The organism is Paraburkholderia sp. AV2 (genome assembly GCF_054968425.1).
The window spans coordinates 15,233-30,065 of the sequence record NZ_JBANLK010000005.1 but is presented as its reverse complement, the minus strand read 5'-3'; the positions used below and the strand labels follow the sequence as shown (position 1 = coordinate 30,065).

16 protein-coding genes and 1 pseudogene are annotated in these 14,833 nt (G+C 64.1%); 10 read left to right on the top strand and 7 right to left on the bottom strand.

Going from position 1 to position 14,833, the window contains the following annotated elements; all coding sequences use genetic code 11:
* Positions 1–159: 159 nt before the first annotated feature.
* The gene (locus V8683_RS05390) at positions 160–414 is read right to left on the bottom strand and encodes a DUF4148 domain-containing protein (protein ID WP_411189501.1); all 255 of its coding nucleotides are present in this window, start codon (positions 412–414) and stop codon (positions 160–162) included.
* A gap of 249 nt (positions 415–663) precedes the next feature.
* Between V8683_RS05390 and V8683_RS05385 the strand changes: the two genes are divergently transcribed.
* From V8683_RS05385 to V8683_RS05345, 9 genes and pseudogenes are all read left to right on the top strand, one after another.
* The gene (locus V8683_RS05385) at positions 664–993 is read left to right on the top strand and encodes a DUF4148 domain-containing protein (RefSeq protein WP_411189502.1); all 330 of its coding nucleotides are present in this window, start codon (positions 664–666) and stop codon (positions 991–993) included.
* Between the two features lie 39 nt (positions 994–1,032).
* Positions 1,033–1,176: pseudogene (locus V8683_RS05380) on the top strand (alpha/beta fold hydrolase); the annotation flags it as partial.
* A gap of 143 nt (positions 1,177–1,319) precedes the next feature.
* Positions 1,320–2,567 carry a serine hydrolase domain-containing protein gene (locus tag V8683_RS05375; RefSeq protein ID WP_411190536.1) on the top strand — a complete coding sequence of 416 codons (1,248 nt, stop codon included), beginning with the start codon at positions 1,320–1,322 and terminating at the stop codon, positions 2,565–2,567.
* 93 nt (positions 2,568–2,660) lie between these two features.
* Positions 2,661–3,350, top strand: coding sequence for a GntR family transcriptional regulator (locus V8683_RS05370; RefSeq protein WP_411189503.1), 690 nt, complete (start codon positions 2,661–2,663; stop codon positions 3,348–3,350).
* 194 nt (positions 3,351–3,544) lie between these two features.
* Positions 3,545–4,459 (top strand): dihydrodipicolinate synthase family protein, encoded by a 915-nt coding sequence (locus V8683_RS05365; protein ID WP_411189504.1) that lies wholly within the window; start codon positions 3,545–3,547, stop codon positions 4,457–4,459.
* Positions 4,460–4,492: 33 nt separating this feature from the next.
* Positions 4,493–5,917, top strand: a complete 1,425-nt coding sequence (locus V8683_RS05360; RefSeq protein ID WP_411189505.1) for an FAD-binding oxidoreductase — start codon at positions 4,493–4,495, stop codon at positions 5,915–5,917.
* 100 nt (positions 5,918–6,017) lie between these two features.
* Entirely contained in the window at positions 6,018–6,344 is a 327-nt protein-coding gene (locus tag V8683_RS05355; RefSeq protein ID WP_411190537.1) for an MFS transporter, read from the top strand.
* Complete coding sequence (locus tag V8683_RS05350; protein WP_462880613.1) at positions 6,248–7,006, top strand: MFS transporter; 759 nt, start codon at positions 6,248–6,250, stop codon at positions 7,004–7,006. Before V8683_RS05355 ends, V8683_RS05350 begins: the two co-directional genes overlap by 97 nt.
* 145 nt (positions 7,007–7,151) lie before the next feature.
* Positions 7,152–7,493, top strand: coding sequence for an RcnB family protein (locus tag V8683_RS05345; protein WP_411189506.1), 342 nt, complete (start codon positions 7,152–7,154; stop codon positions 7,491–7,493).
* Here V8683_RS05345 and dmpG read toward each other — a convergent pair.
* The 6 genes from dmpG to V8683_RS05315 all read right to left on the bottom strand — a co-directional run bounded on the left by dmpG (position 7,490) and on the right by V8683_RS05315 (position 13,883).
* Positions 7,490–8,584 carry a 4-hydroxy-2-oxovalerate aldolase gene (gene dmpG, locus V8683_RS05340; RefSeq protein WP_411189507.1) on the bottom strand — a complete coding sequence of 365 codons (1,095 nt, stop codon included), beginning with the start codon at positions 8,582–8,584 and terminating at the stop codon, positions 7,490–7,492. The two genes, V8683_RS05345 and dmpG, sit on opposite strands and share 4 nt — an antisense overlap.
* A gap of 4 nt (positions 8,585–8,588) precedes the next feature.
* Positions 8,589–9,548 (bottom strand): acetaldehyde dehydrogenase (acetylating), encoded by a 960-nt coding sequence (locus V8683_RS05335; protein ID WP_411189508.1) that lies wholly within the window; start codon positions 9,546–9,548, stop codon positions 8,589–8,591.
* A gap of 13 nt (positions 9,549–9,561) precedes the next feature.
* Positions 9,562–10,350, bottom strand: a complete 789-nt coding sequence (gene mhpD, locus V8683_RS05330; protein WP_411189509.1) for a 2-keto-4-pentenoate hydratase — start codon at positions 10,348–10,350, stop codon at positions 9,562–9,564.
* 11 nt (positions 10,351–10,361) lie between these two features.
* The gene (locus V8683_RS05325) at positions 10,362–11,897 is read right to left on the bottom strand and encodes a bifunctional 3-(3-hydroxy-phenyl)propionate/3-hydroxycinnamic acid hydroxylase (RefSeq protein ID WP_411189510.1); all 1,536 of its coding nucleotides are present in this window, start codon (positions 11,895–11,897) and stop codon (positions 10,362–10,364) included.
* A 131-nt stretch (positions 11,898–12,028) separates the two neighbouring features.
* Positions 12,029–12,886 carry a 2-hydroxy-6-oxo-6-phenylhexa-2,4-dienoate hydrolase gene (bphD, locus tag V8683_RS05320; protein WP_411189511.1) on the bottom strand — a complete coding sequence of 286 codons (858 nt, stop codon included), beginning with the start codon at positions 12,884–12,886 and terminating at the stop codon, positions 12,029–12,031.
* A gap of 73 nt (positions 12,887–12,959) precedes the next feature.
* Positions 12,960–13,883 carry a VOC family protein gene (locus V8683_RS05315; RefSeq protein WP_411189512.1) on the bottom strand — a complete coding sequence of 308 codons (924 nt, stop codon included), beginning with the start codon at positions 13,881–13,883 and terminating at the stop codon, positions 12,960–12,962.
* Positions 13,884–14,053: 170 nt separating this feature from the next.
* On the opposite strand from V8683_RS05315, the gene V8683_RS05310 reads away from it, so the two are divergent.
* Positions 14,054–14,800 (top strand): TetR/AcrR family transcriptional regulator, encoded by a 747-nt coding sequence (locus tag V8683_RS05310; protein ID WP_411189513.1) that lies wholly within the window; start codon positions 14,054–14,056, stop codon positions 14,798–14,800.
* Positions 14,801–14,833 lie beyond the last annotated feature (33 nt).

Sequence of the window (14,833 nt, the reverse complement as noted above, 5' to 3'; positions counted from 1 at the left end):
GATTCAGCCCGGCTTGACGCGGGCTGCCAGGGACGCCTGGTGGCGATTCCCGGGGGCGCGTGAAAAGTTGCGCGCGCACCGGTTTACAACATGGCGATTGCGAGGCGGACAGGCAGCGGCTCTTCAGGGTGTCAGACTGGCATCGTTGCGTGAAAGCCGTTAGTGATGGGCATAGAGCGTCGAATTCAGGTACTTGAGCTGCCCGTCCTGCTCGGCCCGAACCAACTCCTGATAGACCTCGGCGCGTGTTTTTTCATGTACCGGCTGGCCGTAGGCGGGCATCACGGCGCTATTTGCGGTTGCCGCTGCCGTAGCAGCGTTCGCGGGCTGCGCGCTTTGCGTCGCGGTCTGGGCGTGTGCCGAGGCGGCGCATGCCACACTCGCGGCGAGACAGAATCGGATGAGGGTCTTCATGATGTTCCTTCGCGTGAACCGTGTGCTCATGTCGGTCACGATAGCTGACAAAAACCTTCCGGTCCATTACACGAAAATGAAGAGAAGTTTAGTTTGCTGCGATACCGCACGGGTAGGCGCCGGCGCCAGTCCGTGCGATCGGGGCTGCCGCGTTTCATGATGAAGAAGGTTTAACCTCGATGCACATGCTTTACCGGGCGCGGCGAAGTACGCTGGCAGTGTTCGACGCCCTGGACGGAGGCATTCGTCATGAACACGCTATCCCGTAGTGCCTTGTTAGTTTTGCTGAGCATTTTCTCGCTTCCTTCGTTGGCCGGAGCGAGACTCACGCCTGAGCAGTGCAACGATTACCCCTTCGTGAAGACCGATCATCCAGTCACGCATCGCGAACTCCAGAATGAACTGGGCGAACTGGAGTCCGTGGGCTATGTCCCGGCCATTGGCGACGACTACAACTATCCGGACGACATTCAAACAGCCGAGCAGCGCCTGCGCGTGCTGTATCGGCGAGACTGCCTGCCGCACGCGCCAGGCGAGCAGACCGCGCCTCGCGAGGCAACCGGCACGACGCAGTGGTGACGTGAAAGCCGCGTGGCCTCGGCAAGGTCTTTTCATCACCAGGTAATTCCGCTGGCGAACTCGTTGAAGCTGCTCGAACTGATCGGCCCCGCACAATTCCATGTTTTCGGCCAGTGCGGGCACTGGACACAGATCGAGCATGGCGCGGCGTTCAACGCGCTGGTCGAGGACTTCCTGCGGGAGGATCCACGTTCGCCGCGCCAAGGCCCGCGAAAATCCCATGCGGGCTCCTTTGCCGAAAGTTCCCGAATCGCCGATACTGTGGCGGAACTCGGCCAGATGCGATCCGGCTAGCCGCAATGCTCAGCAAAGGAGAGAACATGGGGATGGGAAGCAAGGAAAAGCAGGGGATGTCGTGCGAACGCCTCGCGCGGATAGAGCGCTTCATGAACGACAACTACATTGCTACGGGCAAGCTGGCAGGCGCCGTGACCCAGGTGTGGCGGCGCGGTGCACTCGCCCTGAACTCGGTGCAGGGCCTCGCCGACCGCGAACGGCAGGTGCCGCTGGCCGAGGATTCGATCTTCCGTATCTATTCGATGACCAAGCCCATCACGTCGGTGGCGGTCATGATGCTGCTGGAGGAGTGCAAGATCGCGCTGGACGATCCCGTCAGCAAGTACATTCCGGCCTGGGAAAAGCTTGGCGTTCACGTCGGCGGCTTCATGGACAGCTTCCAGACGCGTCCGCCCGCGCGCCCGATGCTCGTGGTCGATCTGCTGCGCCACACCTCGGGCCTGACTTACGGTTTTCAGCAGAACACCAATGTCGACGCTGCCTATCGCAAGCTGAAGGTGGGCGACATCGGGCTGGAGGGCACGCTCGATGAGATGATCGAGAAGCTGGCTACGCTGCCGCTCGAATTCTCCCCGGGCGAAGCGTGGAATTACTCCGTTTCCACGGACGTGCTGGGCTATATCGTCGGCAAGGTCAGCGGAATGCCGTTCGAGACGTTTCTCAAGGAACGGATCTTCGACCCCCTGGGCATGGTCGACACGGCCTTTTACGTGCCGGAGGAGAAGGTGTCGCGTTTCTGCGCCTGCTACGCCATTGGTTCGCTCGGCTCGAAGGTCGTCTCGGAGAGAGGGCCGACGCTGCAGGACGATCCCCGGAGCAGCCCGTATCTCAAGCCGCCCGGCTTCATCTCCGGCGGTGGCGGCCTCGTATCGACGGCCGCCGACTACATGCGGTTCGCCCGCATGCTGCTGCAAGGCGGCGAACTGGACGGCGTGCGCTTGCTGGGACCGAAGACCCTGGCGCTGATGACCGCCAATCATCTGCCGGGCGGCCTCGACCTGCCACGTCTCTCGCGCTCGATGTTCAGCGAGGCCGCCTACGAAGGGGTGGGCTTCGGCCTGGGCTTCGCGACGACCATGACGCCTGCGGCCACGCTGATTCCTGGCAGCGCGGGCGACTTCTTCTGGGGCGGCGCGGCCAGCACCTTCTTCTGGGTCGATCCGCGCGAGGACCTGATCGTGCTGTTTCTCACGCAGTTGCTGCCGTCGAGCGCTCACCCGGTGCGCCGTCAATTGCGCACGATGGTCTATAGCGCGATCACCGAGACCGGGGCCTGAGTTTCGTCGTGCGGTGCCGGGGGAGCAGGCCGAAGCGCTCCCGTGTGCGTGCTAACATGTCAGTTGGCAGTCAACCCGCATGCAGAACCGGCAATGAACTCTATTCCCACCGTCAAGGACGAGCAGGAGGGCAAGTCGCTCCGGCTCGTCGCCTACGAAAATTTCACGCAGCAGATCCTCGACGCCAACATCCGCCCGGGGCAGTTCGTTTCGCAGCGCCAATTGATGTCGCTGACCGGCATGCCGCTCGGTGCGATTCGCGAGATGGTCCCGCGTCTCGAGGCGGAAGGTCTGTTGCGCACCGTGCCGAACCGCGGCCTGCAGGTGTGTCATGTCGACCTGCGGCTGATCCGCAACGCTTTCCAGCTACGCCTCGTACTTGAGCGGGAAGCGATCGTCAATTTCGTGCAGAACGCGACCGACGCGGAACTGGATCGCCTCGAACGCGCCCATAAAGACATCGTCAAGCGCGCGTCGTCGAAGAAGATCGACGAGCGTGTTGTCGCCGATGCGCAGACCATCGATTGGGGCCTTCACGACAGGATGATCGATGCGATGGGCAACGAGATCATTTCGAACATTTACCGCGTCAACAGCCTGCGGATCCGCCTGATTCGCCTCGAACACGTCGTGCTGACCCCGGAGGTCGTGCTGCCGACGATGCGGGAACACCTCGAACTGATCGCTGCGCTGAAGGCTCGCGACACCGATACGGCGGTCGCGCTGCTCGAAACCCATATCGAGAATGCGCGAAAGCGTTCGTTGGGAGATTTCGGTCTGTAAACTGCTATCCGGCTCGTGATTCAGGGCCGCAATTCAGGACCGTGACGGCACGGTCCTGATAAACCCTGGTGCCGGTTCGCATCGATTCGTTTTGACGCGTCATTGCCAACGCACTAACATGTCAGTCACAGTTTGGTCGGTGTTTGGCTGGTAATCAAGCCGGCGCGGCGATACCCGAGAGGAGAACGTCAATCATGGCTTTGCAAGGCAGTAGTGGGGAAGGGGTGTTCGCAGCGGTCGCGACGCCGCTCGATGCGGCCGGCCGTGTCAACGTGCCGTTGCTGGCGCGTCACTCGCTCGACCTGATCCGGCGCGGACTGCATGGCATCACGCTGTTCGGCACGACGGGCGAGGGCCCTTCGTTCACGGTGGACGAACGGCGTGCGGCGCTCGACGCGCTGCTCGAAGCGGGCGTGGCGAATCACCAGGTGATCGTTGCAACCGGCGCGGCGGCGCTGGGCGACGCGATCGAGCTCACGCGGCATGCGCTCGCGCGAGGCTGCAATCGCGTGCTGCTGTTGCCGCCGTTTTTCTTCAAGGACGTGAGCAGCGCCGGCGTGGCCGATGCGGTGGGTGCCGTGGTCGAGGCGCAGGACGATCCGCGCTTGCGCATCATTCTCTATCACATCCCCCAGGTTTCGGGCATCGCCATCGATCATGGGGCCATCGCAACATTGCGTGAGCGCTATGGCGCCGTCGTCGAGGGGATCAAGGACAGCAGTGGAAATCTTGAGCACTCCCTGGGATTGATCGAGCGGCATCGCGGCCTGAAGGTGTACGTGGGCGCCGAGAACACGATTGCAAGAACGCGTGCCGCGGGTGGGGCGGGCACGATCTGCGGCCTGGCAAACGTGGTGCCGAACACGATCCTCGCGAGCTTCGCCGGCGAGAGTGGGAAAAGCGGCGAGAGCCGCGAAATCGTCGATACCTTGCTGGCGAGCGTGGGCAGTCAGCCGTTCACGCCATGGTTGAAGGCGCTGCTCGCGGTTCGCCAGTGCGACGACAGTTGGCGCCGCGTGCGCCGGCCGCTCGTCGAGGCGGGGCCTGACGCGCTGAAGGCTCTGCCCCCGGCATTGCGCGACGCTTGCCCCGATCTTGCCGCGAACTGAAGGAAAACGCCACGGATACGGAGGGAGGACGACATGGACCACGAACCGGACGCAGAGGATCTTGCCGCTGCGCAACACCAAGGACTGCTCAGGACGTTGTGCGATGCGTTAGGCCTTGCTGCAGTGCTGAGCGGCGCCGACATCCCGGCGCGCAACGAGCACGACTGGAGCACGCTCGGACCGTTGCGGCCGGTGGCGGTCGTGCGGCCGGCGGATACGGAAGGCGTCGCGACGGCGATGCGCTTGTGCGCGCAACATCATGTGCCCGTCGTGCCGCAAGGCGGCCTGACCGGTCTTTGCGGCGGTGCGCGTCCTGTGGAGGGAGCGGTGGCCTTGTCGCTGGAACGGCTGGTCGGCATCGAAGAGATCGACGCGGCGTCTGCCACGCTCACCGTGAAAGCGGGCACACCGCTGCAAGTCGTGCAGCAGGCCGCCGACGAAGCCGGATTTTTCATTCCCCTCGATCTCGGCTCGCGCGGCTCGTGTGCGATTGGCGGCAACCTGTCGACCAATGCCGGCGGCAATCGCGTGATCCGCTACGGCATGGCGCGCGAAATGGTGCTGGGGATCGAGGTCGTGCTGGCCGATGGCACGGTCGTGACCAACCTGAACAAGATGTTGAAGAACAACGCGGGCTACGATCTGAAGCACCTGTTCATCGGCAGCGAGGGCACGCTCGGCATCATCACGCGTGCCGTGCTGCGGCTCTCGCCCAAGCCCGGCTGCACGATGGCGGCGCTGTGCGCGCTCGATAGCTATGCGCAACTCGTCGCGTTGCTCGGCGCGGCGAGACGAGGCCTCGGGCCGCTGTTGTCCGCGTTCGAAGTGATGTGGCCGGACTATTGGCGAACGGTGACGCAACAGGTGCCCGGCGTGCGCGATCCGCTGGGCGGCGAGCACGCTTGCTACGCGCTGATCGAGGCGCAGGGCATGGACGAGGCGCTCGATGCACCGCGCTTCGAACATTGGCTCGGCATGCAGATGGAGCAGGGCGTGATTGCCGATGCCGCGCTGGCGCAGTCGCTTGCCGACGTGCACGCATTCTGGGGACTGCGCGACGCCTGTGCGGAATTCCCCCAGGTGCTGGGGCCGCACGAGTCGTTCGACATCGGCCTGCCGGTGGCCTCCATGGACGAATACGTGAGCGCTTGCCGCGACGCGTTGCAGACGCGCCTGCCCGGCATCGTCGCGCTCTTTTACGGCCATATCGGCGACGGCAACCTGCATATCGTTGCCTGCATGCCGGGCATCTCCCCTCAGCCGAAGGAGGCGATCGCCGAGACGGTGTATACGCTCGTCCAGCGCTTCGGCGGCACGATTTCGGCGGAGCACGGCATCGGCATCACGAAGAAGGCCTGGTTGCCCAGCACGCGCAGCGAAGCCGAGCTTGCCCTGATGCGCCGGCTCAAGAGCGCCCTGGATCCGCAACACCTGCTCAACCCGGGAAAGGTCGTGTAGCACCCGCAAGTTCGACGCCTGCGCAGTTATATGCCCGATCAAGGAGGCCGGCGCCAGACCGGTCCCGCGATCCATCGCAGGGAACCGACAAGGAGACACCATGCTTTTTCTCGGCGCCGCCGAAGCCGGGCTGTTTCCGGGCGCCGTGCTGTATCTGACCTACTGGTTTCCGGCCCGCTCGCGCGGCCAGATCATGGGTATCTTCTACTTCGGTTCGCCGCTCGCGCTAATGCTGGGCGGGCCTTTGTCGGGTTATCTGCTGGAACAGGACGGACTGTTCGGCCTGCAGGGCTGGCAACTGATGTTTCTCGTGGAAGGGGGCTCGCGGCCATCGTCGGTATCGGAGCCTTCTTCTATCTGTGCGACCGGCCGGCCGAGGCACGCTGGCTGCCGCGCGACGAGGCGCAGGCATTGGGCCGGGTGCTAGCCGCCGAGGAGCAACAAAAAATCGTGCACGGCAAGACGAGCTTTCGGGCGGCGCTTGCCGACCCGCGTCTACTGCATTTCGCAGTGCTTTACTTCTGCATCCAGATTGCCGGCTACGGCGTGGCGTTCTATCTGCCGACGCAGGTGAGCGCACTGCTGCACGTCAAGATCGGCCTGCATGTCGGTCTCGTGGCGGCGATTCCCTGGGCATGCGCGATCGGGGCCGGTGCATGCTATCCGGGTTTCGCGGTGCGTAGCGGTCACCGGAAGTTCTTCGCGACGCTTTCGGCGCTCTCCATCACGGCCGGGCTCGTCGTTTCCGCGCATACGGCGCCTGTTACCGCGATCGCGGCGCTTTGCTTCGTGACGATGGGCATCATGACGGTGCAGCCCATTTTCTGGACGTTCCCCGCGGCCTACCTGGGCGGCGCCGCGGCGGCCGGCGGATTCGCGGTGATCAATGCCATCGGCAATCTGGGCGGATTCTTCGCGCCCAACGTGAAAAATGCCGTGGAGGCCTCATTTCACTCGCCGGCTGCGGGGTTGTATGCGATCGCGGCAAGCGGACTCGCCGCGGCGGTGCTGATTTGCGCCATGCGGCCCAATGCTCGCGGGGCACAAGAGGCGGGCACCGATGCGGCGGTTCGTGCAGGTAGTTTGTAAAGGTCAAATAAGGCAATTTGTTGCGTGATTGCCAATCCGCCCGGCCCGTTAGCCGGAATCTGTCGCATACTTGTTATCGTCGTCAGTCAATATGGCAGGCTCGTGGTGCTCCGCGCCGCAATTCATGGTTCTCAAGGGGAAAGCAATGCGTTCAAAAATCGTCGCCTCGCTTCTGATGGTTTCCATGCTGGTTGCGTCCGGCGCAGTGTTGGCCGAGCCGCAGCACCATGGCGCCGCGCATGGGCCGCGTCAGCCGGTACACGATGCGTCGGTGGACCGCCCGGGTGGTCCGATTCCGCATCAGGACTGGCACAAGGGCGAGCGTGTCCCGGCTGAATACCGCGATCGCAACTACGAGGTGGACGATTGGCACGAGCATGGCCTCTCGGCGCCGCCGCGCGGCTACCATTGGGTCGGTGTGAACGGCGACTATGTGCTGGCCGCGGTGGCGACCGGGGTAATCGCCAGCGTCATCGCTTCACACTAGGTGGTAGACAGGGGGGCGCCGGTTTTCGCAAGCGACGCGGTGCGGAAATTGTCCGCGCCTGACGAACCCGCTCCCCGGATGTCGTGCTCTTTCCGGATGTCCAGCGCCACGTCCACGATCATGTCCTCCTGGCCGCCCACCATGCGGCGCCGGCCCAGTTCGACGAGGATATCCACCGTCTTCAGTCCGTACTTCTTCGCAGCCACTTCCGAGTGGCGCAGGAAGCTCGAATACACCCCCGCATAGCCCAGCGCCAGCGTCTCGCGGTCCACGCGCACCGGGCGGTCCTGCAGCGGGCGCACGATGTCGTCGGCCGCGTCCATCAGCGTGTACAGATCGGTGCCGTGGTTCCAGCCCATGCGCTCGGCCGCCGCAATGAACACCTCCAGCGGCGCATTGCCCGCGCCGGCTCCCATGCCCGCCAGCGACGCATCGATGCGGTCGCAACCTTCCTCCACCGCCACGATCGAGTTCGCCACGCCCAGCGAGAGGTTGTGGTGCGCGTGCATGCCCGTCTGCGTTTCGGGCTTCAGCAGGGCCTTTACGGCGCGAAAGCGCTCGCGCACGTCATTCATCGTCAGCGCGCCGCCCGAGTCCACCACGTAGATGCAGGTCGCGCCGTAGCTCTCCATCTTCTTCGCCTCGACGGCGAGGTTCTCTGGCGTGGTCATGTGGCTCATCATCAAGAAGCCCACCGTATCCATGCCCAGCTCGCGCGCGTAGCCGATGTGCTGCTTCGAGATGTCGGCTTCCGTGCAGTGCGTGGCCACACGTACGATGCGTGCGCCCGCGTCATAGGCCGCCTTCAGGTCGTGGATCGTGCCGATGCCCGGCAACAGCAGCGTGGCGATCTTCGCGTGCCGCACCACGTCCGCCACCGCCTCGATCCATTCGAGGTCGCTGTGCGCACCGAACCCGTAGTTGAAGCTCGAGCCCTGCAGGCCGTCTCCGTGCGCGACCTCGATGCTGTCCACTTTCGCGCGGTCCAGCGCGCGGGCAATGTCCTGCACGTTCTGGATGGAATACTGGTGGCGGATGGCGTGGCTGCCGTCGCGCAGCGTCACGTCGGAGATGTAGAGTTTGCGGCTCATGGCTTCAGGCTCCTTGCGTGTCCAGCAGCGTCTGCGCCATACGCTCGGCGGTGGCGAGCGCGGCGGACGTCATGATGTCGAGATTGCCGGCATAGGCGGGCAGATAGTGTGCGGCGCCTTCCACTTCGAGGAACACCGAGGTCTTCAGGCCGCCGAACTTTCCGAGGCCCGGGATATTCAGGGGCGCGCTGACCGGAATCTCGTCGAACTGGACCTTCTGCTTGAGGCGATAGCCCGGCACGTAGGCATTCACCTTCGCGACCGTTTCCTCGATCGACGCCTCGACCTGCTCGCGATCCGCGAGGTCCGAGAGCGTGTAGACGGTGTCGCGCATCATGACGGGCGGTTTGGCCGGGTTCAGCACGATGATCGCCTTACCCCTGGCCGCACCGCCCACCGCTTCGATCGCCTTCGAGGTCGTTTCGGTGAACTCGTCGATGTTCGCGCGCGTGCCGGGCCCCGCCGATTGGCTGCTGATCGACGCGACGATTTCCGCGTAATGCACCCTTGCCACGCGCGAAACGGCCGCGACGATGGGGATCGTCGCCTGACCGCCGCAGGTGACCATGTTCACGTTGGGCGCGTCGATATGCGCGTCGAGGTTCGCCACCGGCACGCAGTACGGGCCGATGGCGGCGGGCGTGAGGTCGATCACGCGGATCGACGGCTTGAGGCTGCGCAGCAGCGCATCGTTCTTCACGTGCGCGCCAGCCGAGGTCGCATCGAACACGAAATCGATGTCCTCGAACACGGGCAGGCGCGTGAGACCCTCCACGCCTTCGTGCGTGGTCGCCACGCCCAGGCGCGCGGCGCGCGCGAGGCCGTCCGAGTTCGGATCGATGCCCACCATCGCCGCCATTTCCAGATGCCGGCTGTTGCGCAGGATCTTGATCATCAGGTCCGTGCCGATGTTGCCCGAGCCGATGATGGCGGCCTTGAGTTTTTCCGAAGCTTCCGAAGTCATAGCTATTCCTTGTTCAGGCGGAGAAAGTGGCGCGAACGCTGCCCAGGCCCTCGATCTGCGCGGTATAAGTGCCGGGTTCCTTCACGGCCACCATCGGCCCGAGCGCGCCTGTGAGCACCACGTCGCCCGCGCGCAGCGGCGTGCCGAGCTGCGCCATGCGATCGGCAAGCCACACGGCGGCGTTCAGCGGATTGCCGAGGCAGGCGGCGCCATTGCCGCGCGAGAGAATTTCACCGTCGCGCGAGAGCGCCATCGCACACCCGGCCAGATCGAGCTGCGCCAGCGGCACGGGGCGGCTGCCCACCACGAAGCGTGCGCTGGAAGCGTTGTCGGCGACCGTGTCGACGAAGCGGATATCCCAGTTCTGGACGCGGCTGTCCACCACTTCGATCGCGGCAAGGGCGTAGGCGCTGGCGCGCAGGATATCGACGAAGGTGTGCTTCCCGAGCGTGAGGTCGTGCTCCAGCACCAGTGCGATTTCGGCCTCCACCTTGGGCTGGATCAGTTGCGAGAGCGGGATCGGCTCGCCGTCGCCGCAGGCCATCGAGGCGAACAGCGCACCGAAATCGGGTTGATCGACACCAAGCTGCGCTTGCACGGCGAGCGAGGTGAGGCCGATCTTGCGGCCCACGACGCGCTCGCCGTTCGCCACGCGCCAATTCACGTTGGCCTGCTGCACGGCGTAGGCCGTGGCGAGGTCGTCCGTTGCGATTTCGCCGCGTACGGGGGCGATCGTCGTGTGCGTGGCTTCGGCTTCGCGCAGGCGGGTGGCAAGCGCATTCACTACGGTGATATCGGGCATGGGCGAATTCCTCAAGCCGGCACCGAAAGGCCGCTTACATCGGCCGCCGCAACGAAGCGGTCGGGACGCAGTGCCACCGCGCGCGCACCATACTTGCGCAACCAGGGGAGCAATACGCCATCGAGGTCGATCAATTCGTCGGAACCCTGGGTATGCTGGTCCTGCTGACGCACGGCGATGTACCGGGCCCCTAGCTTGTCCCACGCTTCCTTATCCGCGGTTGTGAGCAGCGTAGCAGGATCGACGTCATCTCCAAGCAGTACGAAGCGATTGCCAAGGAGATCGTCGAGGCGTGCCATCACCCCGCGCGTGTCGCCGACAACGGGCTGCGGCACCATACGACCGACGATGCTGCCTTCGGCGACGGGGCCGCGCAGCCATCCGGTCGCAAGCACCGGCGGTGCGATCAGCGGCGGCTCCGGTGCGTCCGCCGGAGGCGGCGCATTGAGCGCGGCCTGTTCTTCTTCCGAAAGCTCCTGCTTGATGATCCGGCCAAGCTCGACGGCGAGCTGCGTGTAAAACACAGCGTTGGGCCGGCGTTCCGTTTCGTAGGTATCGAGGAAAGATTCGGGCAAGGTTCCGTTGATTACGCCCGCGAGCTTCCAGCCCAGATCGAACGCGTCCCGCATGCCGGTCTGCATGCCGGCGCCGGCCCACGGCGGCATCAGATGCGCGGCGTCACCGGCCAGGAATACGCGTCCGACACGCCACTTGTCCGCCATCCGGGTATGGTGGCGATAAAACGCATGCTGGTGAATTTCGACATCGTCTTCGCTCACGCCCAGCGCCTCGAGCAGCGGCCACACTTGTTCGCGGGTCGCGAAGTCGGCCTCGGTCTCGCCTGGCTTGAGCGGCAGTTCCCAGCGGTGGTTGCCTCCCGACAGCGCGATGTCCACCACCGGCCGTTCCTTGTCGGACCAGAAGGTCAGCAGATTCCGGTCGGGCCACCAGCGCTTCACGCGGCAGTCAATCACGATCCAGAGCACGTCGAGCGTATCCCCCAGCAACTTCACGCCGAGGGCGCCGCGAGTGGCGCTGCTCCCGCCGTCGCAGCCGATCGCATAGCGCACGCGCGCGCTTTCCGTAGCGCCCGTTGCGGGATCTTGGGCCCTGACCGTGACGCAGGTTTCGTCCTGCTCCAGCGAGACCACCTCCAGGCCAAAGCGCACGTCGATCTCCGCGTGTCCGGTTGCGCATTCGCGCAACGTGGCTTCCATGGTCGGCTGGTAAATGTTGAAGAAGCGCGGCTTGATGCCCAGCGTCGAAGGCGGGTGCTCGATGCGCAGGATCTCCGTGCCGTCGTAGCGCATCCAGCGCAGCGCGCGCTGGGGATCGATGCATTTCAGAACGGGTTCGTCGACACCCAGGTTCTGGAATATCCGCATCGTCCAGTCGTTGACGGTCACGGCGCGAGCGCGCGGGTAAATGTCGCGGTATCGCTCGAATACCACGGTGGAGATGCCGTATTTCGCGAGGGTAAGCGCGGCAATGACGCCGCTCGGGCCATAGCCGACGATGGCGACGTCGGCATCGTAATGGTCTTTCATGGGGACTCCATTCAGTGTCTGCAGGCCTTCCGCAACGCACTCATTTTGGACTACGTAACATATGACGAGATTGCGTCGATTCTTTCCGCTGTTCGCCGGTTGCATTCCAGTCCGGCGGCGCGCGGCGGCCCTTACCAGTCCTTCAGGAAGTCGATGACCAACTGATTGAACTCGTCGGCGTGCTCCCACTGAGCCCAGTGGCCGCACTTCGGCAGGATATGGAGCCGCGCGTCCTGCAAGGTGTTGATCATGCGTAAGCCATGGTCGAGCGGCACGAAACGGTCGTCACGTCCCCAGGTAATCAGGGTCTTGTGGAAGATTTGCGGGAAACGGGCCGAGAGATCCCACGTCGTGACCGGGCAACGCTTCGAACTCTCGACGAAATTCTTCAGATGATTCAGGTTCGATTCGATATTGCTCCAGCGTCCCTGACGCAACTCCTCGGTAATGGCTTGCGGGTCATAAACGAACACTTCGAGCATGGCCTCGAAGTTCTCGTAGGTGGGTTGCGCATACAGCTTGAACATGCGCTTGATACCCTCGCCAGGCTGCGGCTGGATGATGCTTGGACCTTGCGCGCCCGGCCCCATGAGCACCATGCGATCCATCCGGTCCGGGAACTCCAGCGCGAAGCTCAGGGCAGAGGCGCCGCCCATCGAGTTGCCGACCAGATGCACTTTCCCGATGCCGAGAGCGTCCAGCACGCCCTTGGTGGCGCGGGCGTTCAACAGGTTGCGCGGTACGTCGGTGACGATCTCGCCGGACTTGTTGAAACCCGGGCTATCGAGCAGCAGCACGCGAAATCCGGCGTTCACCAGCGCGTCGATGTTCCGATAGTAGTTGCTCCAGCCGCTGGCGCCGGGGCCGCCGCCATGCAGCATGGCGATCGCGGGGCCGCTGCCGGCGTCGTTGAAATGAATGGTGAAATGCTCGAGACCAGGTTCGTTGATCGTCACGAACTTGCTGGTGCCGGATTCAGTCGGGGTCATGCTGTCGCTCCTGTGACGGGTGGCGGGTGAGTTGTCGGCTTGATGGGCTCGACCGGGCGCGATCGGGCGAGGTTCAGTGCGCTTGCGGGGCCGGCGCATCCGGCGGCGGATTCAGCTTGTGCCCCCAGTCGCTGAGCTCGGTGTAGCGCTTGACTTCCCATGTGTCGTCGTCGACGACAACGCCGCCGGCGCCGAACTCGATCGCGAAGCCGGAAGGCGAGATCATGTAGAACGAGAACATCTGGTCGTTGGGGTGATGGCCCAGTTCCATCAGAATGGGCACCCCCGCCAGTTTGCAGCGATCGTAGGCGAGGCCGACGTCGTTGGGGTCGGTGCACTCGACCATGATGTGATGGATACGCTTGTGGACCGGGAACGGCACGTCGGCGACCGCCAGAGAATGATGACGGCCGGTACGGGCGTGGAAGAAGGTCACGTCGAGCTGAAGGCCCGGCGCGGCGTCGCCACGGATGGTGTCGCTGAGCTTCAGGCCCAGTACACGCTCGCAGAACGCCTTGGCCTCGGCGCTCTGTTTGGGCACCGTGACGAAATGCCCGGCGCCCAGACGCCCCGTACTGAATGCCCCGCGCAGCACCGACGAACGAAACGTGTTGCGGGTACGAGCCCGGTAGGCGGTGCTGTAAAACTCGTGGCGAATGCCGTCGGGATCGTGACAGACGAAAACGCGCGCCACGCGGCGCTGTTCGGCGACTTTCGGGTCCGCCTCGGCGAGGTCGATGCCCCGGCCGCGCGCCTGATCCACGAAGGCATCGAGTTCCGCGTCGGATTCGAATTCCCAGCCGGCGGCCAGAAAGTCGTCGAGATCGCTCTTGAGCAACAGGATGCGCTGCTCGTAGTCGTCCATGCGCAAGCCGAGCGATTCGCCGGGAACTCGCGTTCCGGCCTGCAGGCCCAGCACGTCGACGGCAAACCTTTCCCATGCTGCCAGGTCGGTGACCCCCAGGACCATATATCCCAGCGTTGAGACGCTTTGCATTCTCTTCTCCTGATTTCGCGATTCCGATGACCGGCGGTCCGGGATTCCGCCCCGGGTATCGTGGCCGAGCCCATAGTCCGGAAGTGTACCGATTGGTCCAAAACTGGCTACCTGGGGGAAACGTGTAATGTACCGATTGGTCCAATACAGGCCGGGCTTATACTCACGGGATGGAAAATGAACCGCAAATCGGCAATCGGCGCGGCCAACGATCTCGCCAGGAAATTCTCGACGCCGCTTCCCGTGTGATGTCGGCCTATGGCTACGCCGGCACTTCGATGTCCGCGCTGGTGGAGGCGACCGGCATTCCCAAGAGCGCGATCTACCATCACTTCGGCTCCAAAGCCGGGCTGCTCGCGGAGGTGATGGCCGGAGGCGCCCGCGGTTTTTTCGCGGCCATGCGAGAGGCTCACCGGAGTCCGCCGGCAGACGGCACTCCGCGGGAACGTTTGGGCTGGTACCTGAAAAAGACCGGCGAGGTGTTCGAGCACCGCGAGAATTTCCTGCGCCTGCTGCTCGTCATGGTCATGAGCAATGAGTCCGCCGAGCCCGAGGCCATGCAAACGGTTATCGAGGTACGCAACGAAGGGCGTGCCTACATGCGGGAGATGATCCGCAACGCGTTCAGCGGAGAAGGGGAGGACGTCGCGAAGGCCGTTGCCGAAGACCTCGCTTACTTCGGAATGCTTGGGTTCGACGGCGCTTTCGTTTCCCTGCAGTCGGGCGACAAGAGGTCGATGACCCTGCACATGGAGCAACTCACGAGCGCCCTGATCGCGCTCGGCGAGGCTCGCATGATCGCCTTTCGGAACAGGACGGAAGCGTCGCGCCGCAAGCCCGCAGCAAAGCCCTCAAAGCCATCCCGGCAACCCCAGGATGAGCGGCAGGCGCGCAAGAAAAGCGCGCTTCGGGCTTGACCCCGGCTATTCCGGATACGCCCGTTTCGTGCG